Here is a 21,297-nt window from a genome sequence, read left to right as displayed (position 1 = left end):
TTTACACCCGGGGTCTTTACGCCCGTCCTGCCAGCCACGATTGCGTGGCGATCTCGTCTTCGCGCTTGCGGGCGGCGCGTTCCTGCTCACGTGCCAGCGCATCCTGCTGCTGCCCGAGCACCTTGCCGAGCAGTTCGCGCCGCGTCCAGGCTTGCGCCAGGTGGCGCTGCGACACCGCCATGTTCGCCTCGTGCAGCTGGAGGTCGGTCCGGTGGTGGTCGGCCATCGCGAACACGGCCTGTTTGTAGTGGCCGCAGTTCAGTGCCAGCGCCGGCGCCAGCTTGCCCGCCGCGCTTTGTCCCGCCATGCTGTTACCTGATGCCCCGCTGCCTTCGGCCAGCGAGGCCAGGCGCGCGAGGTTGGCCTGGTAGCGCACCCGCGTCGATTCCTGGCGCGCCAGTTCGGTTTGCAGCTTGTCCACTTCGATGCTGCGCAGCTCGACCAGCGTGTCGAGGCTCTGGATGGCGTCGCGGCGGTTCATTGCATGATCCCCTGCAGTTGCGCCACGCAGCCATCGAGCGGCGCGCCTTCGCGCGTGCCCTGGCACAGGAAGGCTTCGATATGCGGCTGCAGGCGCACGGCGCGGTCGGTTTCGGGATCGGCGCCGGGGGTATAGGCGCCGAGCGGGATCAGGTCGCGCACGCGTGCGTGGCGCGCCAGCGTCGCTTTCAGTTTGCGCGCAGCGTTGCTGTGCTCGGGCGAGACCACCTGCGCCATGCAGCGGCTGATCGACTGGCCGACGTCGATTGCCGGATAGTGGCCTTGCTCCGCCAGTTCGCGGGTGAGCACGATGTGGCCGTCCAGGATCGCGCGGGCGGTGTCGACTACCGGGTCCTGCTGGTCGTCGCCTTCGGCCAGCACCGTATAAATGGCGCTCATGCTGCCGTTCGGGTTCTCGCCGTTGCCGGCCGATTCCACCAGCTGCGGCAGATTCGAAAACACCGACGGCGGATAGCCGCGCGTGGCCGGCGGCTCGCCCAGCGACAGCGCCACTTCGCGCAGCGCCATCGCATAGCGGGTCAGCGAATCGACCAGCAGCAGCACGTTCTGGCCGCGGTCGCGGAAATGCGCCGCCACCGAATGACACAGCTCGGTGGCCATGACGCGCATCATCGGCGACTCGTCGGCCGGCGCCACGACCAGCACAGCGCGCTTGAGGCCATCGGGTCCGAGCGATTTTTCGACGAATTCGCGCACCTCGCGGTTACGCTCGCCGATCAGGCCGACGACGACCACGTCGGCCACGGTCTGGCGCGTGATCAGGCCGAGCAGCACCGACTTGCCGACGCCGGAACCGGCCATCAGGCCGACGCGCTGGCCCTTGCCGAGCGTGAGCATCGAATTGATCGCGCGTACTCCCACGTCGAGCGGCTCGTCGACCGGCGTCTTGCGCAGGGGATTGACCTTCGGCGGCGTGAAATTCAGGGGCTGGTCGCCGCCCAGGCGGCCAAGGCCGTCGATCTCTTCACCGAGACCATTGACCATGCGGCCCAGCCAGGACGGACCGATCATCAGGCTGGCCGCCGTCTTTTCCGGCAGCACGCGTGCGCCGGTCGCCAGGCCGTTCGCCTTTTTGAACGGCATCAGGTAAGAGACCTTGTCGCGAAAGCCCACGACCTGCGCATCGAGCCAGCCGCCGTCATTGAGTTCGACGCGGCAGCGCTGGCCGGTGTGCAGCTTGCAGCCCACGCTCTCGAGCAGCAAGCCCTGGGCTCCGACCAGGCGCCCGGTGGGCGTGGCCACCGGCACCGCATCGATGTCGAGCGAACGCAGGGTGTCGAGCAGCGCCGTCATTCCCCGTCCCCTTCGGGGGCGAGGGCCTCGCGCACCTGGTCCATGCAGGCGGCAAGCCGTCCCTGGCAGCCGGCGTCGACTTCATGGTCGCCGGCTTTCACGCGGATTTCGCCCGGCGCCAGCGATGGATCGGCCAGCAGGGTCCATTTCTTGGCGCGCTTCGGATCGAGCTCCAGCACGCGTTTCAGTTCTTCCGGATTCATCAGCACTTCGATCGCGTCGCGCGCCGGCGGCATCGCGGCCAGCGCCTCGTCGACCAGGGCCAGCAGCTGGGTCGGCTGCAGCGCCAGTTCGGCGCGGATCACCTGGCGCGCGATCTTGCCGACCAGGTCGACGACTTCCTTGCGCTGGGCGGTCTTGAAATCGCTTTTCAGTTTTTTCAGGGCTTTCAGGGCGGCGTCGATCGGCTTGCCGATTTGCTCCAGGTGCGCCAGCGCCTGTGCGCGGCCTTCTTCCTGGCCCTCGGCCAGTCCTTGCGCCTGGCCGGCGGCATAGCCCTCGGCGCGCGCTGCTTCATAGCCGGCGTCGTAGCCATCCTGCTGGCCCTGGCGGTAACCGGCGGCCAGGGCGCTGTCCCAGTCGTCCTGCGAGGGCGCACCGCTGCCGGCCGCCGGCGCGTTGCCATTGGCCAGGCGCACCTGGTGCAGGGGAGGGAAGTGGAAAGGCCGGAACTGCTTCATTCGGCGGTAGCCTCGGCAAACAGCTGCACGTCGATCTCGCCGGCGTCGGCCAGCGCCTTGACCGATGCCATGATGTCCTTGCGGGTCTGCTCGATGCGCGACATCGGCACCGGGCCCGAACGGCGCATCAGGTCTTCGAAGCTTTGCGCCTGGCGCTTGGGCATCGCGGACAGGATGGCGTCGCGCAGGGCCGGCTCGGCGCCTTTCAGCGCAATCGCCCACTGCTCGAGCGGGATGTCGTCGAGCAGGCGCGCAATGACCTGTTCGGTCTGGCGCGACAGGATGAAGAAGTCGTACATCGACATCTCGATCTGCGACACCACGTCCGGATCGTGGGCGCGCAGCAGTTCGACCATGCCGGCGCGGTTGTTCGGCAGGCGGTTCAGGATTTCGGCGACCTGGCGCACGCCTTCGACGCTGGCGCTTTGCGTGTCGAGCGCCGCCAGGCAGCGCGCCACCAGCTCTTCCAGTTCGCGCAGCAGGTCGCGGTCGATCTCGTCCAGGCGCGCCAGGTTCAGCAGCACCACGTCGCGGCTCGCTTCCGGCAGGCCTTCGATGATCTGGCCGGCCAGGGCTGGCGGCAGGAAGGCGAGGAACACCGCCTGCATCTGCACGTGCTCGTGCGAGATGAATTCGGCCAGCCACTTCGGCGACGCGTACTGCAGGCGCGCCATCATCGGGCGGATCGCATCGCCATAAATCGTGTTCAGGACGCTGTTGGCGATGTCGCTGCCCAGCGCCAGGTCGAGCGAGCGCTTCAGGTAAGTGCGCGAGGCGCCGTGCAGGCCGCTTTGCTGACGGTAGTCGTCGAAGAAGTTCTGCACCGCATACTTGACCGAGTCGACCTTGATGCCGCTCATGCGCGACATCACTTGCGTCAGTTCGATCAGCTCGTCGCGCTCGAGGCAGCGCAGCACGGCGGCGGCCGGCTCTTCGCCGATCGACAGCAGGACGATGGCGGCCTGTTCGACCGGGGTGAGGACGCCTTCGGCGCCGTTATTGTTCAATTCGGCCATGTTTCTTCTGCACCCATTGTTTGACGACTTCGGCAACGCGCTCCGGCTCTTTGCCGGCCAGCACCCTGAGGTGATCGACCATCACATCCACGGCGGAACCGGCCGGCGGCAGATCGTAGTTTTCGAGCAGCGGCACCATCGCGGCGGCGCCGGCGCCGGCGGGCAGCGCTGCGGTTCCGGCCAGGGCCGGGGTCGCGCCCTCGACGGCGACCGCGTTCGGCAGGCTTGCCGCCGCGGCGCCAGGCGCCGGCAGGGCCGGGGCCAGCTTCTGGGTCACCGTGCGCAGCAGCGGCCGGGCCAGCAGCAGGTAGGCGAGCAGGGCGCCGACGATCCAGAGCAGATAATTGGTGGCGTCGACGACCGTGTCGCGCTCTTGCCACCACGGTTCGGCCGCGGCCACGGCCGGGAAGCTCAGCGCCGAGACGGCCAGCACGTCGCCGCGCGCCTCGTCGATGCCCAGGCCGCCGCGCAGCATTTTTTCGATGTTGCCCAGTTCGGCTGGGGTGAAACCGGCCTTGGCGTTGGCTGCGCTGGCATTGTTCAGCACCACCGCCACCGACAGCTTGCGCAGGCGGCCGCGCGAACGCTTGATCTGGGTGATCGCGCGGTCGTAGGCGTACTGGCGGGTGGTGGCGTTCTTGCGCGAGTTGCCGCTGTCCTTCTCGGCGGCAGCGGCAGCGGCAGCGGCGGCGTCGGGTGCGGCGCCGGGGGCGGCCGGCTCCGCGGCCACCGGCGGGCGGTTCGACAGCGTGCCCGGCACGCCCATCGCGAGGCGGCTCTTTTCCATCTCTTCGCGCATCGCTTCGCTCGTGACCTTCGGGGCTTCGCCGTATTTTTCCTGGGTTTCCTCGATCTTGTCGTTGTCGATGTCGGCAGTGACGCTGACCTTGAAGTTGTTCGCCCCGAACACGGGGCCGAGCAGCTCGGTGACGTTGGCGCGCACTTCGTTCGATACGCGCTGCGCCGCGGCGTCGCCCTGGGCGCCACCGTCGAAACCTTCGGCGAGGTCGACGCGCGACGACAGGTAGTTGCCGGCCTGGTCGACCAGCGACACGCGCGCCGGGGACAGGCTGGCGACGCTGCCGGAGACCATGTTGACGATCGCGGCGATCTGCTCGTTGCCGAGCGTGCGGCCCGGCTTGGTGGCGATGATGACCGAGGCCGAACTCTGGTCCGAGCTGCCCGAGACGAAGGAATTGGTCTTGGCAATGGCCAGGTGCACGCGCGCCGAGGCGATCGCGTCGAGCGTCAGGATGCTCTGCGCCAGTTCGCCTTCCAGGCCGCGCCGGAAGCGCACGTCCTGCACGAATTGCGACACGCCCAGCGGGTCGTTCTTGTCCATCAGTTCGAGGCCGGCCGGCAGCTGGGCGGTCACGCCCTTGGCGGCCAGCAGCATGCGCACCTTGCCCAGTTCCGCGCTCGGGACCATCACCTGGCCGCTGTCGGGATGGACGCGGTAAGGAATCTGTTCGGCTTCCAGCACGCCCATCATGTCGCTGGCGGCGACCTTTTCGCGCGCGCCGAACACCGGCTTGTAGTTGGCCTGGTCCTGCCACATGAACATCATGACGGCGGCAGTGATGACGACCGCCAGCACCAGCAGGGGAGTGAGGTTGTTGCGCAGGCCTGGCGGCAGGCTCAGCTTGGCGCCGGATGCGCCGCCGCTGAACAGTGTCTTGAGTTTGGAGATCACGTGAATGGTTTTCGCTGTAATGGTCGCTGCGTCAGACGGGCAGCTTGATCAGTTCGTCGACGGCGCCCATGACCTTGTTACGCACCTGCATCAGCATCGAGAAGGACAGGCTGGCCTGCTGGCTGGCCAGCATTGCGCCGACCAGGTCGTCGCTCTTGCCGGTCTCGACGTCCGCCATTTTCACTGCGGCGGCCCGGTCTTCGGCGTCCACGCCGCGCACCGCATTGGTCAAGGTCTGGGCGAAAGAGAAATTGTTTCCGCCAGCTTGTGCGCTCGAATCCGCCGCCGGCGCAATGGCCAGGCGTTGCGCATCATTTGTTAGTGCAGCAAGATCAGCCTTGATCAGACCAGCCATTTCAGTTTGCATTTGTTAAATCCCGTACGGTCAATGTTGCGTATGAGTGACAGCTGGAGTCGCATTTTTACGACAATCGCGAGCTGGAGCGTCATTGTCATTGCAACAAATGTTAAATATGCTCATGTCATGCTTGCATCAAAACGCGCTTCCAAACTGCTCCGGATTTGACGATTTCCCTTGTAGCGACAGCAGATTTCTCCAAGGAGCGACGCAATTCAAGATACGATCTTACCGTACGGCAACGGAGAATTGAAAGAGGAATATCAAGTGATTCGGCAGATTTAAGCGGGTATAATTGTTGCCTTAGGGAATGAATGAAAAACACGATTCCTGCTTATCAATATTCCGACTGCATAAGATCGCATCCCGACAGCATTTCGACGACATATGGAAATTAACAATTCAACTGCTCAGGAGCAAATGCACCAGGTGCTTGATCCATCCCTGTTGGGACGGCCCGTGCATCTGCTGCCGGCCTTTGCGGCCGCCTTTGCCGATGATCTGGCCGCCATGCTGGCCGCGCCGCTATGGCGCCGTTACTGGGGCGGCTTCGCGCTGCACGGGGTGGAGTTCGCCCGTGCGCCGGAAGGCGGCACGCTGCGCTGGCTGAATTTCGGCGCCGCCCACGGCAGCGCCGGCGTCGCGTTCGAGCGCGCGCTGCTCGTTGGCCTGCTCGAAGCACGCTACAACAAGGGGCAGGCCAGGCTGCTGCGCGATCCGGAGGGCGAGCGCATCACCGCCACCGAGGAGCGCCTCGCCCTGACCCTGACCCAGCAACTGCTTGACGCGCTGGCGCAGCGCGTACGGGTGGCGGCCAGCGCCGCCGGCCTCGCACTGCCGCCGGCGCCGCTGGCTCCGCACGGGACCGCGACGCCGGGCAAGAATGCCTGGGCCCTGATGGTGACCCTGCGCGAACCGCAGGGCGAACGGACGGCGCGCTGCTTCATCGCGCCCGATCCGCAGCTGATGGGACTGATCCTGCAGGCGCTGCAGCCGGAACGTCCGCAGCGCACCCAGCGCCAGCCCGAGCCGCTGGGCGCGCACCTCAAGCTCAAGCTCGAGGGGCGCCTGGTGAACCATGAAATGACGCTCGAAGCGCTGTTCGGCCTGAAGGTCGGCGACGTGATCCCGGTCACGGTCGGCCGCGCCGACGTCCTGCTCGACGAAGCCCGCCTGTTCACGGCCTCTGTCGCCGAGCACAAGGGCAAGCTGTGTTTAACCTCTTTTGAAGACGCTGAATAATGGACATGAACCTGAACGAGCAACTGGCTGTCGACGTCCTCCTCGATGACAACGTGGAAGTCGCTGCGCCCCAACGCAATCCGCGCCTGCCGCAGATGATGCGCCGCATCCCGGTGACGCTGACGCTGGAAGTGGGTTCGGTCCGCATCTCGCTGCAGGACCTGATGGACCTGGGCCCGGCCAGCGTGCTGCCGCTCGACTCGCTGGCCGGCGAGCCGCTCGTCATCAAGGTCAACGGCGCCCCGATCGGCCGCGCCGAAGTCGTGGTGGCTGGCGAGCAGTACGGCCTGAAGGTGATCGATCTCGATGGTTTGAACCTGGACCTGATCGCATCATGACGGTGACGATGGGCGGCGCCGGCGTGCGCCGCGGTGTGCGCCTGAGCGCCGCGATCGCCGGTCTTGCCGCTGCCCTGATGTGCGCCGCTCCCGCGGGCGCCCAGGACGTGCTGGCCGGCGTCATCCCCGGCGCCAATTCCGGGATGAGCGTCAAGTCCCAGATCCTGGTCCTGATGACGCTGCTCGGGCTGCTGCCCGTGCTGGTCATGATGATGACCAGCTTTACGCGTTTCGTGATCGTGCTGTCGCTGCTGCGCCAGGCCCTCGGCCTGCAGCAGGGCCTGCCGAGCCGCGTGATCACCGGCATCGCCCTGATCCTGACCATGCTGGTGATGCGCCCGATCGGGGTGCAGGTCTGGAACGAAGCCTTCCTGCCCTACGACCAGAACAAGATCGGCCTCGAGCAGGCCTTGCGCACGGCTGAAGTGCCGCTGTCGCGCTTCATGCTGGCCCAGACCAGCAAGAGCGCCTTGGCCCAGGTCGCGCACCTGGCCGGCGAAGCCCCGGGCATGAAGCCGGAACAGCGCGCCTTTACCGTGAAGCTGGCCGCCTTCGTGCTGTCCGAACTGAAGACCGCCTTCCAGATCGGCGCGATGCTGTTCATCCCCTTCCTCATCATCGACCTGGTGGTGTCGTCGGTGCTGATGGCGATGGGCATGATGATGCTGTCGCCGCTGGTCATTTCGCTGCCCTTCAAGCTGCTGCTGTTCGTGCTGGTCGACGGCTGGACCCTGACCGTCAACACGCTCGTGGGCAGTATCCACGGTTATTAGAGAGCTGGAATCAACATGACACCTGATGTCGCGGTCGACCTGGTCGCCGAAGCGCTGCGCGTGGTGATGCTGCTGGTGATGGTGCTGGTGGTGCCGGGCCTGGTCATGGGCCTGCTAGTCGCGCTGTTCCAGGCGGCGACCCAGATCAACGAGCAGACCCTGAGCTTCCTGCCGCGCCTGCTGGTGACGCTGGTCGCACTGATCCTGGCGGGCCACTGGATGACCGGCTACCTGATGGACTATTGCGTCTCGGTGTTCCAGCGCGCCGCCACGCTGGCTGCCTGAGCCGGCATGGAACTGGTCGGCTTCCTGCTGCCCCTGATCGCCGCGCTGTGGTGGCCGTTCTGCCGCATCATGGCGATGTTGTCGCTGGCCCCGGCCATCGGCGACGGCATGGTGCCGATTCCGGTGCGTGCGCTGCTGTCGCTGGTGCTCGCCTTCCTGATGCTGCCGGTGACCCGCAACATGCCGATGCCCGACCCGTTTTCGCTGGCCGGCGTCGTCGCCATGTTCGAGCAGGCGGTGATCGGCGGCGTGCTCGGATTTTCCCTGCAATTCGCCACCGCCGCCATTTCGATGCTCGGTTTCCTCGCCTCGAGCCAGATCGGCTTTTCGATGGCGCAGATGAACGATCCGGTCAACGGCCAGCAGTCCGACGTGATTTCGAGCCTGCTGGCGCTGGTGGCGATCTTTGTCTTCTTCGCGATCGACGGCCACCTGGTGCTGACCAGCGTGCTCGGGCAGAGTTTCAAGGCCTGGCCGGTGGGGCAGGGTCTGGGGCCGATGATGCTGCAGACGGTGGCCCTGAACGTGGGCTGGGTGTTCGCCGCGGCCATGCTGCTGGCGCTGCCGATCGTGTTCTCGACGATGGTGGTGCAGATCGGCTTCGGCTTCCTGAACCGGGTGGCGCCGTCGCTGAACCTGTTTTCGCTGGGGTTTTCGCTGGTGACGATTTTCGGCCTGCTGATGCTGGTGCAGCTGGTGAAGTTCATCCCGGAACACTACATCGCCCTGACCAACCAGGTGCTCGAGATGCTGCAGCAACAGATGAGGGCCGCCCATGGCTGACAGCAGCACCGGCGACAAGACCGAAAAGGCCTCGGCGCAAAAACTGAAAAAGGCGCGGCAGGAAGGGCAGGTGGTGCGTTCGCGCGACCTGGCCACGGCGATTGGCATCCTGGTCAGCCTGAAGCTGTTCGCGCTGATGCTGCCCGATTACCTGGCGTCGTTTCGCGCGCTGTTCCGGCTGGTGTTCGTGCCCCTGGGCGAGACAGGCGCCATCGAGAACGCGATGTCGGTGGTGTTCATGGCCGCCGCCATGTTGTTGATCAAGATGGTGCTGCCGCTGGCGGTCATCCCGGTCGCCATCGTTCTCGGCGGCCTGGTTCCCGGCGGCTGGGTCATGTCCGGTAAAAACATGGCGCCCAAGTTCGAGCGCTTGAACCCGATGAAGAACCTCGGCAACCTGGTCTCGCAAAAGCACGCGATCGGCGTGGCGACCTCGATCGCGAAGGCGGCCGTGCTGGGCTACGTGCTGGTGCACGTGATGCAGTCGAGCGTGAACAGCTACATCGAGCTGCAGCGCATGCCCCTGATGGACGCGATCGGGGTGGGTGCGGGCATGATGTTCGACGGCCTGATGGCGCTGGTATCCGTGTTCGTGATCTTTGCCGTGCTCGACGTGCCGATCCAGGCCTTCCAGTTCGCGAAGAACCAGCGCATGAGCAAGCAGGACCAGAAGGAAGAGCACAAGACCAGCGAAGGCCGGCCCGAAGTCAAGCAGCGCGTGCGCCAGTTGCAGCGCGCGCTGGCCCAGCGCAGCGTGAACAAGACGGTGCCGACGGCCGACGTGGTGATCGTCAATCCCGAACACTATGCGGTGGCCCTGAAATACGACACCAACCGCGCAGAGGCGCCCTATGTGGTGGCCAAGGGCGTCGACGAAATGGCCCAGTACATCAAGGGCATCGCCGCGAAACACAAGATCGAAACCGTCTCGCTGCCGCCGCTGGCGCGCGCGATCTACAACACCAGCCAGGTGCAGCAGCAGATCCCGGCCCAGCTTTACCAGGCCGTGTCGCAGGTGCTGAACTACGTGCTGCAATTGAATGCTTTCCGTGACGGCCGGCGCGGTGCGCCCCCACGGTTCCCGATTGACGTGGCCGTGCCATCTCATCTTAGCGAGGTAACCCCTTCATGAACTCCCTGAACGCTTTCGTCGCCGAACTGCGGCGCCAGAAATACTCGGCTCCGGTCTTCCTCCTGCTGCTGCTGGGGATGATCATGCTGCCGCTGCCGCCGATCCTGCTCGACATCCTGTTCACCTTCAACATCGTGCTGTCGCTGATCGTGATCATCGTGGCCGTCTCGGCGCGGCGCCCGCTCGATTTTTCGGTATTCCCGACCGTGATCCTCGGGACCACGCTGATGAGGCTAGCGCTGAACGTCGCCTCGACCCGCGTGGTCCTGCTGCACGGCCATGAAGGCACGCATGCGGCCGGCGCCGTCGTCGAAGCCTTCGGTAACGTCGTCATCGGCGGCAATTTCGTGGTCGGCCTGGTGGTGTTCATCATCCTGATGATCATCAACTTCGTGGTGGTGACCAAGGGTTCCGAGCGTATTTCCGAAGTCTCGGCGCGCTTCACTCTCGACGCGCTGCCCGGCAAGCAGATGGCGATCGATGCCGACCTGAACGCAGGCCTGATCAACCAGGACAAGGCGCAGCAGCGCAGGAAAGACGTCGCCGCCGAAGCCGATTTTTATGGCGCGATGGACGGCGCCTCGAAGTTCGTACGCGGCGACGCCGTCGCGTCGATCCTGATCCTGGTCATCAACCTGATCGGCGGTATCGCCATCGGCGCGCTGATGTACGACCTGCCGCTGGGCGACGCCTTCCGCGTGTACGCGCTGCTCACCATCGGCGACGGCCTGGTTGCGCAGATCCCGGCGCTGCTGCTGTCGGCCGCCGCTGCGATCCTGGTCACGCGTATCGGCGAAGCCGGCGACCTCGACAAGCAGGTCGGCAGCCAGCTGCTGGCCCAGCCGACGACCCTGTTCGCCGCCGCCGGCGTGATGATCATCCTGGCCCTGGTGCCGGGCATGCCGAAACCGGTGTTCTTCATCTTCGCCGCCGTCCTGATCTATTCGGGCTGGCGCCTGAACAACCGGGTGCAGCCGGCCGATACTGCCGGCGTGGCCGCGATCGAGGCGGCGCTGCGCGAGGACCGTGCGCCCGATCTCGACTGGGAACAGCTGCCGGTGGTGCAGCCGATTTCGGTGGCGGTCGGTTACAAACTGGTCGGCATGGTCGACAAGGCGCAGGGCGAACAGCTCACCAAGCGCATCAAGGGCATTCGCCAGAGCCTGTCCGAATCGATGGGCGTGCTGCTCCCCGCCATCGGCGTGCGCGACGACCTGGCGCTGCGCCCGTCCCAGTATTCGGTCAGCCTGTCGGGCGTGGTCGTGGCCGAGGGCGAAGTGCAAGCCGACTACCTGATGGCGATCCCGTCGCCCAATGTATACGGCGAACTCGATGGCATTCCCGGCCTGGAGCCGGCCTTCGGCATGGCCGTGACCTGGATCACGCCCGACCAGAAGGGGCATGCGCTGGGCCTGGGCTACCAGGTGGTCGAAGTGCCGAGCGTGATCGCCACCCACTGCTCGAAAGTGATTCGCGACCACCTGCACGAGCTGTTCCGCCACGAAGACGTACCGGCACTGATGGAACGCCTGACGGCCCTGTCGCCGAAACTCTCAAGCGCCCTGGAAAAGTCCCTGAACCACACCCAGCTGCTGCGGGTGTTCCGGGTGCTGCTGGCCGAGGGCGTGTCGCTGAAAGACATCGTCGCGATCGGCACCACGCTGCTGGACGCCTCCGAGACCACCAAGGACCCGATCCTGCTGGCGGCCGAAGTGCGCTGCGCGCTGCGGCGTCAGATCGTCTCGAATTTGTTCGGCAAGAAGAAGGACATGCCGGCCTTTAACCTGTCGGCCGAACTCGAGAACATGCTGCTCGGTTCCCTGAACCAGGCACGCCAGAGCGGCGGCGGCAAGGTCGCGCTGGACAACTACCCGATCGACCCGCAGCTGCTGTCGCAACTGCAGATCAACATGCCGGTAGCGCGCGAGCAGATGAAAGGGCAGCACACGCCGCCGCTGCTGCTGGTGCTGCCGCAGGTGCGCCCGCTGCTGGCCAGGTACGCGAAGCTCTTCGCGCCGGGCCTGAATGTGCTGTCGTATAACGAGATTCCCGAGAACCGGGAAGTGGCGATCGTGGGGACGGTGGGCTGAACCTTTACGCCTGCGCCGGCAACAACAAGGCCATCTCCGCCACCGCCCGAAACACCGGCATCGTCAACACCTCGGCCACATCCTCTTCGGTGAGCGCCGCGTGCGCCGCGGTCGACCCGCCTGCCAGCACCCCATGCAGAAAACTCCAGCGCTGCACGACCAGGCCGGCGCGCTGCACCGCCGCGTCGAAGGCGCTCTGCATTGCGCGCATGCGCGCCAGCGTCGCCGCATCCGGGGCGGCCATCTCGATCGCCACGCCGCCCGGCACCGGCTCGACCTGCACCGCGACCTGGGTGCCGTCGCTGAGCTCGAGCTCGAGGCGCAGGGCCGCGCGCGGACGCCGGCGGCGGCCGGCCTGGCCATCGGCCCCCTTGCGCAAGACCTGCAGATGCTGCTCGCGCGCGCTGCCCGCATGCACCGTAAAACGCCACGGGTCGGCAGGCTGGACATGGGAGTCGGGCGTGCGTCCGGGCAGGCGTCCATCCTGCACGTTCAGCAGCAGCGCCGCCGGCAGGGCGCCCGCGCGCGCGCGCAGTTCGCGCTCGGCCAGCGTCGCCCCGACATTGCCGACCATCGCGCGCCAGTTGCCGGCCAGCGTGCGCCCGTCGTGGGGAAAGACCAGCTGGCGCGACATGAATACCTGGTCGGGACGCATCGCGGCGCCGTCCGCCGTTTCGGCGGCGGCCGCCGGGGCGGCCGGGTTGAGCAGCGGCGTCGACTGCGGCAGCAGCAGCTCGGCCTGGTGCGCGGCGTAGGCAATCGGAGCGAGCGCCGAGATGCCGGCCGCCTGCAAGGGCGGCACGGTCGGGGGCAGCAGGGGGACGATGGATGAAATGGTGGTCATGGCGTGTCCACATAAAAAAAGGCCAGCCTGGAAGCGGCTGGCCCTTGGAGCTTTTGGCTGAAGTCAGCCAGGGAAAGCCGGGATTACTGCAGCAGCGACATGACCATCTGCGACATCTGGTTCGACTGCTTCAGCATCGCGGTGCCGGCTTGCGTCAGCATCTGGTTCTTCGTCATGTTCGCGCTTTCGGTGGCGAAGTCGGTGTCCATGATGCGGCCGATCGCGGCCTTGGTGTTGGTGCTGATGTTCGACAGGTTGTTATGCACGTGCGACAGGCGGTTGGCGGCGCCACCGAGTGCCGAGTCAACGGTGCTGACTTTGTCGAGGACCGCTTGCACGTTGGTGATTGCCGTGTTGGCGGTCGTCTGGTTGGTCATGACGAGGGCGGCGGCGTCGGTGCCGATCGCCAGTGTGTCCGTAGCGACGTCGATGTCCATCGTTTCAGCGGCAGTTGCACCGATCTGGAGCTTGACAGCTGCCGCGAAGCCGCCAGCGCCCGTCAGCAGCTTGGTGCCACCGAAGGTCGTGTTCGTCAGGACATTGGCGATTTCTTTTTGCAGGTCGGCGAACTCGGCGTTCAGTGCGGTGCGGTCGGCGGCGCTCGACGAACCGTCGGCCGACTGGGTTGCCAGGTCTTTCATGCGGACCAGCATGTTCTTGATTTCCGACAGGGCGCCGCCGGCGGTCTGGATCATCGACGTGGCGTTCTGGGTGTTGCGCATTGCAACGGCCATGCCGCTGGTCTGGGCTTTCAGGCGGGTTGCGATCTGCAGGCCAGCCGCGTCGTCCGACGCCGTGTTGATACGGAAACCGGTCGACAGGCGGGTCATCGAGGTGGACAGGCCGCCTTGGGTACGACCGATCGAGCTTTGTGCGGACAGGGCGGCGTTGTTGGTGTGCAGGCTCAGCATGATGAATTCCTAGTGTTGGGTGCTTCGTTGAAGGTAGCGCTCTGTCGCGCTCTCACTAGTACAAGACGACTGTTTCCGTACATCCATTAAGTGCCGTATGGAAATAAATTGAAAATAGTTTCAAGGAGTGACGCCAGGGCGCGCATGACAGGGCAGTGCAAACGAAAAAGGCCAGCCTGGAAGCGGCTGGCCTGTGCAACTCCCGGCGGATATCGGCCGGGGAAAAGCGGGATTACTGCAGCAACGACATGACCATCTGCGACATCTGGTTCGACTGCTTCAGCATCGCGGTGCCGGCTTGCGTCAGCATCTGGTTCTTCGTCATGTTCGCGCTTTCGGTCGCGAAGTCGGTGTCCATGATGCGGCCGATCGCGGCCTTGGTGTTGGTGCTGATGTTCGACAGGTTGTTATGCACGTGCGACAGGCGGTTGGCCGCGCCACCGAGTGCCGAGTCAACGGTGCTGACTTTGTCGAGCACTGCTTGCACGCTGGTGATGGCGGTGTTGGCGCTGGTCTGGGTGGTCATGGCGAGCAGGCCGGCGTCGGTACCGATCGCCAGTACGTCCGTACTAACATCGATGTCCATCGTTTCAGCGGCGGTTGCGCCGATCTGGAGCTTGACGGCAGCCGCGAAGCCGCCGGCGCCCGTCAGCAGCTTGGTGCCGCCGAAGGTCGTGTTCGTCAGGACGTTGGCGATTTCTTTTTGCAGGTCGCCGAACTCGGCGTTCAGTGCGGTGCGGTCGGCGGCGCTCGACGAACCGTCCGCCGACTGGGTTGCCAGGTCTTTCATGCGGATCAGCATGTTCTTGATTTCCGACAGGGCGCCGCCGGCGGTCTGGATCATCGAGGTGGCATTCTGGGTATTGCGCATTGCAACGGCCATGCCGCTGGTCTGGGCTTTCAGGCGGGTTGCGATCTGCAGGCCAGCCGCGTCGTCCGACGCCGTGTTGATACGGAAGCCCGTCGACAGGCGGGTCATCGAGGTGGACAGGCCACCTTGGGTACGACCGATCGAGCTTTGTGCGGACAGGGCGGCGTTGTTGGTGTGCAGGCTCAGCATGGTGAACTCCTAGTATCGGGTGCTTCGTTGAAGGTAGCGCTTGTTCACGCTCTCACAAGTACAAGACGACTGTTTCCACAGATCTATTAAGTGCCGTATGGAAATAATTTCGATTATTTTCGGATCCCGAGAAAGCATGGCAAGGCGACAAGTCAGCAGGCAGGCCGCAGGTCGTGCCCGGCTGGCGTTCTGGCCTTACGGTAAAATATGCCCCTTCGCCGCCGGCAGCCCGCTCTGGCGCCCGGCCGTTTTCCAGGAAAAACATGAACGCAGCAGAGAACCAAGCCGGCAGCGCGCCGGCGCTCCAGGCCCCGGTTAGTGGACGCCGCCTGTCAGTCGCCCCGATGATGGACTGGACCGACCGCCACTGCCGCGTCTTCCACCGCCAGATCACCCGCCATACCTGGTTGTATACAGAGATGGTCACCACCGGCGCGCTGGTCTATGGCGATGTCGAGCGCCACCTGCGCTTCGACGAGGTCGAGCATCCGCTGGCGTTGCAGCTGGGCGGCAGCGAACCGGCGGACCTGGCCAAGAGCGCGAAGCTCGGCCAGGAGTGGGGCTATGACGAAATCAACCTGAACTGCGGCTGCCCGTCGGAGCGGGTGCAGAAGGGCGCCTTCGGCGCCTGTCTGATGAACGAGCCGCAGCTGGTGGCCGACTGCGTCAAGGCGATGCGCGACGCGGTGACGATCGACGTCACCGTCAAGCACCGGATCGGCATCGACCATAGTGAAGAGTATGGCTTCGTGCGCGATTTCGTCGGCACCGTGGCCGACGCCGGTTGCCGCACCTTCATCGTCCACGCCCGTAACGCCATCCTGAAGGGCCTCTCGCCGAAGGAAAACCGCGAGATCCCGCCGCTGCGCTACGACGTCGCTTATCAGCTCAAGCGCGAGTTTCCGGACCTGGAAATCATCATCAATGGCGGCGTCAAGGGCGACGACGAGATCGCGCGGCACCTCGAGCACGTCGATGGCGTCATGCTGGGCCGCGAGGCGTATCACAATCCCTGGGTGATGGCGGACTGGGATGCACGCTTTTACGGCGCCAGCGCGCCGGCCAGGACCCGCGCCGAGGTACTGGCGGCGATGGTGCCGTATATCGCGGAACAGCTCGCGCAGCATGGCAGCCGTGGTCTCAAGCTCAACAGCGTCACGCGCCACATGCTCGGCCTGACCGCGGGACTGCCCGGCGCGCGCGCCTTCCGCCAGATGCTGTCCGATCCCAAGAAACTGGCCGGCGGCGACCCGCGCCTCCTGCTCGAGGCGGCAAGCCTGATCCCCGGCCTCTGATTCGCTCCACTGCCGCGGCACGCTGCGGCAGATCCCTTCCGCACCACTCCCCATGAGCTCACCGGGCGCCGCCCGGCCGCTTGATCTGTTGTCACACTGCTCTTTCCAGTAGTTAATTAAACAAGAGTTCGACCAGACTTAGTCTTTCGTGTAGGAAATTTGCTACACGGAAATGGTAAATTACGTGGGCGAATTGAGCGATTGCTTGCTCTAAGGCAAGGCGCGCTCCATAATTTCGGTGCGGGATTGCAGATTTGCTCAAGGACAGTTCCGCCGTAAACATCGAAGCAAATCTGATCCATCAACTGGGAAGGCGAAATGAATTTATCGAAGATGAAAGTCGGGATGCGCTTGGGACTGGGCTTTGCCCTGGTGCTGGTGCTGCTGGTCGCCGTGACCGTCGTCGGCATCTGGCGCATGTCCGAGATCCAGGACCGGCTCGATCACGTCGTCAGCGTCAATAATGTGTCCAGCCGTTCCGTGATCGAAATGCGCACCAACGTGCAAGACCGCCTCGCTTCCCTGCGCGTGCTGACCTTGATGACCGACGCCAGCGAAATGGAACCGGACCTCAAGCGCTTCAAGGAACAGACCGCCAAGTACGACGAAGCCCAGCAAAAAGTCGCCCGCATCTTCGCCAAGGACGGCAGCGCCGGCGAGAAAGCGCTGCTGGCCGAAATCAAGCAACACGAAACGGCAGCCATGCCTGCCATCGCCAAGGCGTCCGAGCTTTACCTGGCCAACAACGCCATGGACGCCACCCGCGTCATGATCAAGGAAGTCCGTCCAGTCCAGAAGAAGTGGACCGAAGCGCTGGATAAACTGGTGGCACTGGAAGACAAGCAGAGCGCCCAGACCCAGCAGGATGCGCACGACGCCTTCGTCAATGCCCGTAACTTCATGTCGATCATGCTGGTGCTGGCGCTCGGCATCGGTGCGGCGGCTGCCTGGGTCATCACCCGCGGCCTGATCAAGCAGCTGGGCGGCGAGCCCGACTACACGACCCGGATCGCCGGCAGCATCGCCCACGGCGACCTGTCGATCGCCATCGACACCAGCACCGCCGACAAAGGCAGCTTGCTGGCCGAGATGAACGGCATGCGCGACAGCCTGGTCGATATCGTGAGCCAGGTACGCCGCGGCACCGAGACCATCGGCACCGCGTCGCGTGAAATCGCCGCCGGCAACCTCGATTTGTCCTCGCGTACCGAATTGCAGGCCAGCTCGCTGGAAAAGACCGCTTCGGCGATGGAAACCCTGACCACTACCGTCAAGCAGAACGCCGAGCACGCTCGCGAGGCGAATCAGTTGGCGGCCAGCGCGTCCGACGTGGCCCGCAAGGGCGGCGACGTGGTGTCGCAAGTGGTTGGCACCATGGGCGAGATCAATAGCTCGGCCAGCAAGATTGCCGACATTATCGGCGTCATCGACGGCATTGCCTTCCAGACCAACATCCTGGCCCTGAACGCCGCGGTCGAGGCGGCACGTGCCGGCGAGCAGGGCCGTGGTTTCGCGGTCGTCGCTTCCGAAGTGCGCAACCTGGCCCAGCGGTCGGCTGCGGCCGCCAAGGAAATCAAGACCCTGATCGGCGACTCGGTCGAGAAGGTCGAGCGCGGTAGCAAGCTGGTCGGCCAGGCCGGCGTGACCATGGACGAAGTCGTGGCGAGCGTCAAGCGCGTCACCGACATCATGGGCGAGATCGCCAACGCCAGCGCCGAGCAGAGCGCCGGCATCGAGCAGGTCAACATGTCGATCATCGAGATGGACAGCATGACCCAGCAAAACGCGGCCCTGGTGGAAGAAGCGGCCGCCGCCGCCCAGAGCCTGCAGGACCAGGCCGGCGAACTGGCCCGCGTGGTCAGCATCTTCAAGCTGGTCGACGGTGAAGAGCAGGCCGCGCCACCGGTAGCGGCACGCCCGGCGCCAAGCCAGATGGCCACCTTGCCAGCGCTGCGCGCCCCGGCAGCGCGTCCAGCCCGCCAGGCCCCGAAGAAGCCCGCTACGGCTGCCACCCCGGCAGCAGCCAAGCCGTCCGCCAAGCCGAAGAAGGCGCCGGTGTCGGCAGGCAGCGACGAATGGGAAGAATTTTAATTCACGGCAATTTGCCGGACTCACAGAAAGACCGCAGTAGTCAGCGGCAGATTAACAAAAACTTTAAAGGAACGACCATCATGAAAAAAACTTACCTCAACGCCATCGCCACCTTCGCTTTCGCTGCCATCGCCGGCTCGGCCTTCGCTGCCGAAACCCCGGCCTCCTTCGATCCGTCGAAGTGCAAGGTGGAATACCCGAAAGCCTCGCTGATGAACGAAGAGCAGGGCACGACCACGATGTCGTTCCTCGTCAACGCCGACGGCAGCGTCGCCGATTCGAAGCTGGACAAGTCGAGCGGCTTCAAAGGCCTCGACAAGGCAGCCCAGAAGGGCCTGACGGCTTGCAAATTCAAGCCGGGCAGCAAGGACGGCGCCCCGGCGCAGACCTGGGCCAAGGTCGACTACGCCTGGAAACTCGACTAATCCGTCGCGGGTTTTCGCATGACAGACAGCCGGCCTTGCGCCGGCTGTTTTGTTTTTATCGTCGAAAGCGTATTGCGCGCCCCGCCGGCAGATGAGGCATACGCCGGCTCCATTCGATAGCGGTCTCGAGCGTGCGCCCCTCGCATGCGTGCCGAGCTAACATAACGTTTCCAGTTTGTTAATGAATTCCGGCCAAATGTATCGATTGTAAGCACTTGCATCATTGCTACTGTGCGCAAGAATGATTGGATATAGTGATCTCACACGAACCGAAAGGAGCACTACCATGAAACGAATCCTTCTTACCGCAGCAGCTGTTCTGATCAGTTCCGCCGCTTTCACCCCGGTGCAAGCAGTGGCGCAAAGCAGGACCCAGATTATCGTCGTAGAGAAGGCCCCACCGGCCTTGCGCGCCGAGCGCATCCCGGCGGCACGTCGTGGCTATGAATGGGTGCCAGGTTACTGGGACTGGAACGGCCGCCGCTACACCTGGGTTGCCGGTCATCATGAGCGAGTGCGTGCAGGTTATGTGTATGCCCGCCCTGAATGGCGCCGCGACAATAACGGTTGGGTAATGAATCGCGGCGGCTGGCAGCGTGGCGACCGTGCCGATGGTATGGGCCGTGACCGCGACCGCGACGGTGTCCCAAACCGTTATGACCGCGACCGCGACAACGACGGCGTCCCGAATCGTGTCGATGCGCGTCCGAACAACGGCAACCGTTATTGATGGACCAGGGCTGGCGTAAGCCGGCCCGGAAACAGCGTCAAGCGCGAACAAGAGGTCACCCAGGATTCTGGGTGGCCTTTTTTATTGTGCCTGCCCTTGGCGAAGCATCGGCGACCGATCCGTGACGGACAGCAGGCGCTGCACCTGCGTGGCATTCCCGGCCTGGTCGGTTACCCTGACCTGCACCGTGAAACTGCCTGGCCGGCAAAAGGTATGGCGCAGGCTGACGTCGCCCGCGCCGCGCCGCTCGCGCAGGCTGGGCGCCGCCTGCGTGCAGCCATCGTTGACGCTGGCCGAGGCCCGGTGCGACTCGGCCGTGGCGCTGTCGACGAAGTTGACCGTGAAGTCGACCGTGTCGCCCAGCGCGACCGTCTCGTTGGCGGGCGCGCCGGCGATGGCGCCGAGTACCGGCGCGGCCGTGCCTGCTTTGCCTGGTCGCAGCAGCACCAGCCCGGCGTTCGAGTGGGCGACGATGGCGCCATCGTCGTTGATCGCGCTTGCGGCGTACAGCACCAGACCGGGGGGAGGGCGATGGAGCCGGGTGTTCAGGTCGACCGGATTGGCCGCATCGTCCCACAACACCGCGCGCCTGCTTGTCGCGTCCTCCAGCGTGTGCTCGAGGTAGCCGACCATCTGGCGCCGCTTGTTCAGCGCCCCGACCCTGGCATCCTGCGCCCCGGCCATCGGCAGTAGCCGCATGCCGCCCCGCACCGACCAGAGGAATGGCCTGTAACGATAGAGCGCACCGCCGTCCATGATCCGGTTGTTCCCCGTAACGTCGCCGTAGTCGTTCAGCCCGGTGAGATACTGCTCGCCCGTTTCAAGCCCGATCCGCAGCATGCCACTTCTGCGGCTCCACAGAAAACCGATGCCGCGCCCATCCTTGTAATAGGTGCCGAGCACCTGGCCACTGGCGTTGATGTGCTTGGCGGTCGACTGCGAGCCGCCGAATTTACCCAGGTCCGTCGCCTTGCCGGCCGCGTCCCACACCATCGCGCGGCTGTCCTGGAACTGCACTTCCGCGTCGCCCACAGATACGCCGTTGTCGTTGATGGCCCAGGCAGTCGACAACCTCGCCGGTGCCGGGCCCAGCCGGGTGAGCTTGCCGTCCGGATCCCAGCGGTTGGCGCGGGTGTAGAACTGTTGCCCCTCCGCGCGCACGGCGCCCACAACCTGGTTACGGTTGTTGATCGCGTTCGCGTCGGCCAGGGCCGGGCCCGGCAAGGCGCGCATGCCGTCCGCCACGGTCCAGGAAAACGCGCGGTAATCAAGCCGCGCATCCTGCGATTGCCCCACCACGACCCCCTGATTGTTCAAGCCTTTTACCTGCGTATAGGACCCGCCCAGCGAACGCAGTGCATGCAGCCGCGCCCCGTCGAAAAACCAGTTCACCGGAGCATCGGGCGCCCCCGTAACAAAGGCGACCTGGCCGCGCGCGTTCAGGAATGCCATCGCCGCGTCGGCGCCGAGGTTGATGACGCTGTAGTCGGATGCGCGAGGGGGCGCCGGCGTGCGCGCCGGTTGGCGCGCCGCGTGCACCGTGGCGCTGCTCACGCACAGCACGACGAGGGCTGATCCAAGCAAGCTGATGCGCCGGAAGCGGGATTTGTGGGTGGGCGACAATGTCATGGGAGCCTTGAACAGGAAAACGATGAACTGCAAGGGCTTTACTGTAGGCTCCGCTATCAAACTGAACATGACCTCGGTCTAACTCAACAAGGGAACTAAAACGCTTATCGTTGGTCAGGTGCCCAAAA

21 protein-coding genes are annotated in these 21,297 nt (G+C 64.9%); 11 read left to right on the top strand and 10 right to left on the bottom strand.

The window, feature by feature from the left end; genetic code table 11:
- Positions 1–16: 16 nt before the first annotated feature.
- Genes AC56KZ_RS05630 through fliE form a run of 6 tightly spaced genes read right to left on the bottom strand, consistent with a single transcriptional unit; the run spans position 17 to position 5,550 of the window.
- A complete protein-coding gene (locus AC56KZ_RS05630; protein ID WP_497161134.1) occupies positions 17–481 on the bottom strand; it encodes a flagellar FliJ family protein in 465 nt (154 codons plus the stop codon).
- Positions 478–1,794: a flagellar protein export ATPase FliI gene (fliI, locus tag AC56KZ_RS05625; protein WP_497161133.1), complete on the bottom strand. Its 1,317-nt coding sequence runs from the start codon at positions 1,792–1,794 to the stop codon at positions 478–480. The genes AC56KZ_RS05630 and fliI overlap by 4 nt, the downstream gene beginning before the upstream one ends.
- Positions 1,791–2,474 (bottom strand): flagellar assembly protein FliH, encoded by a 684-nt coding sequence (gene fliH / locus AC56KZ_RS05620; RefSeq protein WP_497161132.1) that lies wholly within the window; start codon positions 2,472–2,474, stop codon positions 1,791–1,793. Before fliH ends, fliI begins: the two co-directional genes overlap by 4 nt.
- The gene (locus AC56KZ_RS05615; RefSeq protein ID WP_497161131.1) at positions 2,471–3,490 is read right to left on the bottom strand and encodes a flagellar motor switch protein FliG; all 1,020 of its coding nucleotides are present in this window, start codon (positions 3,488–3,490) and stop codon (positions 2,471–2,473) included. Before AC56KZ_RS05615 ends, fliH begins: the two co-directional genes overlap by 4 nt.
- Positions 3,471–5,183, bottom strand: coding sequence for a flagellar basal-body MS-ring/collar protein FliF (gene fliF / locus AC56KZ_RS05610; RefSeq protein ID WP_497161130.1), 1,713 nt, complete (start codon positions 5,181–5,183; stop codon positions 3,471–3,473). Before fliF ends, AC56KZ_RS05615 begins: the two co-directional genes overlap by 20 nt.
- A 31-nt stretch (positions 5,184–5,214) precedes the next feature.
- Positions 5,215–5,550, bottom strand: a complete 336-nt coding sequence (gene fliE / locus AC56KZ_RS05605) for a flagellar hook-basal body complex protein FliE (RefSeq protein WP_497161129.1) — start codon at positions 5,548–5,550, stop codon at positions 5,215–5,217.
- A gap of 411 nt (positions 5,551–5,961) precedes the next feature.
- On the opposite strand from fliE, the gene AC56KZ_RS05600 reads away from it, so the two are divergent.
- The 7 genes from AC56KZ_RS05600 to AC56KZ_RS05570 are packed head-to-tail and all read left to right on the top strand — an operon-like array spanning position 5,962 to position 12,184.
- Positions 5,962–6,783: a FliM/FliN family flagellar motor switch protein gene (locus AC56KZ_RS05600; RefSeq protein WP_497161128.1), complete on the top strand. Its 822-nt coding sequence runs from the start codon at positions 5,962–5,964 to the stop codon at positions 6,781–6,783.
- Positions 6,784–6,788: 5 nt separating this feature from the next.
- On the top strand, positions 6,789–7,121 hold the full coding sequence (locus tag AC56KZ_RS05595) for a FliM/FliN family flagellar motor switch protein (RefSeq protein WP_497161127.1): 333 nt from the start codon (positions 6,789–6,791) through the stop codon (positions 7,119–7,121).
- The gene (gene fliP / locus AC56KZ_RS05590) at positions 7,118–7,894 is read left to right on the top strand and encodes a flagellar type III secretion system pore protein FliP (protein ID WP_497161126.1); all 777 of its coding nucleotides are present in this window, start codon (positions 7,118–7,120) and stop codon (positions 7,892–7,894) included. Before AC56KZ_RS05595 ends, fliP begins: the two co-directional genes overlap by 4 nt.
- Positions 7,895–7,909: 15 nt before the next feature.
- A complete protein-coding gene (gene fliQ, locus AC56KZ_RS05585) occupies positions 7,910–8,179 on the top strand; it encodes a flagellar biosynthesis protein FliQ (RefSeq protein ID WP_497161125.1) in 270 nt (89 codons plus the stop codon).
- Positions 8,180–8,185: 6 nt separating this feature from the next.
- The gene (fliR, locus tag AC56KZ_RS05580; RefSeq protein WP_497161124.1) at positions 8,186–8,962 is read left to right on the top strand and encodes a flagellar biosynthetic protein FliR; all 777 of its coding nucleotides are present in this window, start codon (positions 8,186–8,188) and stop codon (positions 8,960–8,962) included.
- On the top strand, positions 8,955–10,094 hold the full coding sequence (flhB, locus tag AC56KZ_RS05575; protein WP_497161123.1) for a flagellar type III secretion system protein FlhB: 1,140 nt from the start codon (positions 8,955–8,957) through the stop codon (positions 10,092–10,094). Before fliR ends, flhB begins: the two co-directional genes overlap by 8 nt.
- The gene (locus tag AC56KZ_RS05570) at positions 10,091–12,184 is read left to right on the top strand and encodes a flagellar biosynthesis protein FlhA (RefSeq protein WP_497161122.1); all 2,094 of its coding nucleotides are present in this window, start codon (positions 10,091–10,093) and stop codon (positions 12,182–12,184) included. The genes flhB and AC56KZ_RS05570 overlap by 4 nt, the downstream gene beginning before the upstream one ends.
- A gap of 4 nt (positions 12,185–12,188) precedes the next feature.
- Here AC56KZ_RS05570 and AC56KZ_RS05565 read toward each other — a convergent pair whose 3' ends face one another.
- From AC56KZ_RS05565 to AC56KZ_RS05555, 3 genes are all read right to left on the bottom strand, one after another.
- Complete coding sequence (locus tag AC56KZ_RS05565) at positions 12,189–13,028, bottom strand: hypothetical protein (RefSeq protein WP_497161121.1); 840 nt, start codon at positions 13,026–13,028, stop codon at positions 12,189–12,191.
- Between the two features lie 83 nt (positions 13,029–13,111).
- Positions 13,112–13,939: a flagellin N-terminal helical domain-containing protein gene (locus tag AC56KZ_RS05560; RefSeq protein WP_497161120.1), complete on the bottom strand. Its 828-nt coding sequence runs from the start codon at positions 13,937–13,939 to the stop codon at positions 13,112–13,114.
- Positions 13,940–14,171: 232 nt separating this feature from the next.
- Entirely contained in the window at positions 14,172–14,999 is an 828-nt protein-coding gene (locus AC56KZ_RS05555; RefSeq protein ID WP_497161119.1) for a flagellin N-terminal helical domain-containing protein, read from the bottom strand.
- A 263-nt stretch (positions 15,000–15,262) separates the two neighbouring features.
- Here AC56KZ_RS05555 and dusA point away from each other — a divergent pair, with 263 nt between their 5' ends.
- The 4 genes from dusA (at position 15,263) to AC56KZ_RS05535 (ending at position 19,540) form a co-directional block, all read left to right on the top strand.
- Positions 15,263–16,294 (top strand): tRNA dihydrouridine(20/20a) synthase DusA, encoded by a 1,032-nt coding sequence (gene dusA / locus AC56KZ_RS05550; protein WP_497161118.1) that lies wholly within the window; start codon positions 15,263–15,265, stop codon positions 16,292–16,294.
- 318 nt (positions 16,295–16,612) lie between these two features.
- The gene (locus AC56KZ_RS05545; protein ID WP_497161117.1) at positions 16,613–18,385 is read left to right on the top strand and encodes a methyl-accepting chemotaxis protein; all 1,773 of its coding nucleotides are present in this window, start codon (positions 16,613–16,615) and stop codon (positions 18,383–18,385) included.
- Positions 18,386–18,465: 80 nt separating this feature from the next.
- Positions 18,466–18,810, top strand: a complete 345-nt coding sequence (locus AC56KZ_RS05540) for an energy transducer TonB (protein WP_497161116.1) — start codon at positions 18,466–18,468, stop codon at positions 18,808–18,810.
- A 286-nt stretch (positions 18,811–19,096) separates the two neighbouring features.
- Positions 19,097–19,540 carry a YXWGXW repeat-containing protein gene (locus tag AC56KZ_RS05535; protein WP_497161115.1) on the top strand — a complete coding sequence of 148 codons (444 nt, stop codon included), beginning with the start codon at positions 19,097–19,099 and terminating at the stop codon, positions 19,538–19,540.
- Between the two features lie 81 nt (positions 19,541–19,621).
- Here the strand turns inward: AC56KZ_RS05535 and AC56KZ_RS05530 are convergent, their stop codons facing one another.
- Positions 19,622–21,169 carry a PKD domain-containing protein gene (locus AC56KZ_RS05530; RefSeq protein WP_497161114.1) on the bottom strand — a complete coding sequence of 516 codons (1,548 nt, stop codon included), beginning with the start codon at positions 21,167–21,169 and terminating at the stop codon, positions 19,622–19,624.
- Between the last annotated feature and the right edge of the window lie 128 nt (positions 21,170–21,297).

Source organism: Telluria sp. LT2P34, assembly GCF_059685915.1.
This window is presented reverse-complemented; position numbering and strand designations above follow the sequence as displayed.

What these genes read in the sequence shown, in the direction of transcription:
- AC56KZ_RS05615 (WP_497161131.1), bottom strand. Translation starts at nt 3,490, where the DNA reads ATGGCCGAATTGAACAATAACGGCGCCGAAGGCGTCCTCACCCCGGTC.
- fliE (WP_497161129.1), bottom strand. Translation starts at nt 5,550, where the DNA reads ATGCAAACTGAAATGGCTGGTCTGATCAAGGCTGATCTTGCTGCACTA.
- fliR (WP_497161124.1), top strand. Translation starts at nt 8,186, where the DNA reads ATGGAACTGGTCGGCTTCCTGCTGCCCCTGATCGCCGCGCTGTGGTGG.
- fliH (WP_497161132.1), bottom strand. Translation starts at nt 2,474, where the DNA reads ATGAAGCAGTTCCGGCCTTTCCACTTCCCTCCCCTGCACCAGGTGCGC.
- fliP (WP_497161126.1), top strand. Translation starts at nt 7,118, where the DNA reads ATGACGGTGACGATGGGCGGCGCCGGCGTGCGCCGCGGTGTGCGCCTG.
- AC56KZ_RS05545 (WP_497161117.1), top strand. Translation starts at nt 16,613, where the DNA reads ATGAATTTATCGAAGATGAAAGTCGGGATGCGCTTGGGACTGGGCTTT.
- AC56KZ_RS05535 (WP_497161115.1), top strand. Translation starts at nt 19,097, where the DNA reads ATGAAACGAATCCTTCTTACCGCAGCAGCTGTTCTGATCAGTTCCGCC.
- AC56KZ_RS05555 (WP_497161119.1), bottom strand. Translation starts at nt 14,999, where the DNA reads ATGCTGAGCCTGCACACCAACAACGCCGCCCTGTCCGCACAAAGCTCG.
- fliQ (WP_497161125.1), top strand. Translation starts at nt 7,910, where the DNA reads ATGACACCTGATGTCGCGGTCGACCTGGTCGCCGAAGCGCTGCGCGTG.
- AC56KZ_RS05565 (WP_497161121.1), bottom strand. Translation starts at nt 13,028, where the DNA reads ATGACCACCATTTCATCCATCGTCCCCCTGCTGCCCCCGACCGTGCCG.
- AC56KZ_RS05595 (WP_497161127.1), top strand. Translation starts at nt 6,789, where the DNA reads ATGAACCTGAACGAGCAACTGGCTGTCGACGTCCTCCTCGATGACAAC.
- AC56KZ_RS05600 (WP_497161128.1), top strand. Translation starts at nt 5,962, where the DNA reads ATGCACCAGGTGCTTGATCCATCCCTGTTGGGACGGCCCGTGCATCTG.
- AC56KZ_RS05540 (WP_497161116.1), top strand. Translation starts at nt 18,466, where the DNA reads ATGAAAAAAACTTACCTCAACGCCATCGCCACCTTCGCTTTCGCTGCC.
- flhB (WP_497161123.1), top strand. Translation starts at nt 8,955, where the DNA reads ATGGCTGACAGCAGCACCGGCGACAAGACCGAAAAGGCCTCGGCGCAA.
- AC56KZ_RS05630 (WP_497161134.1), bottom strand. Translation starts at nt 481, where the DNA reads ATGAACCGCCGCGACGCCATCCAGAGCCTCGACACGCTGGTCGAGCTG.
- AC56KZ_RS05560 (WP_497161120.1), bottom strand. Translation starts at nt 13,939, where the DNA reads ATGCTGAGCCTGCACACCAACAACGCCGCCCTGTCCGCACAAAGCTCG.
- AC56KZ_RS05570 (WP_497161122.1), top strand. Translation starts at nt 10,091, where the DNA reads ATGAACTCCCTGAACGCTTTCGTCGCCGAACTGCGGCGCCAGAAATAC.
- fliI (WP_497161133.1), bottom strand. Translation starts at nt 1,794, where the DNA reads ATGACGGCGCTGCTCGACACCCTGCGTTCGCTCGACATCGATGCGGTG.
- dusA (WP_497161118.1), top strand. Translation starts at nt 15,263, where the DNA reads ATGAACGCAGCAGAGAACCAAGCCGGCAGCGCGCCGGCGCTCCAGGCC.
- AC56KZ_RS05530 (WP_497161114.1), bottom strand. Translation starts at nt 21,169, where the DNA reads ATGACATTGTCGCCCACCCACAAATCCCGCTTCCGGCGCATCAGCTTG.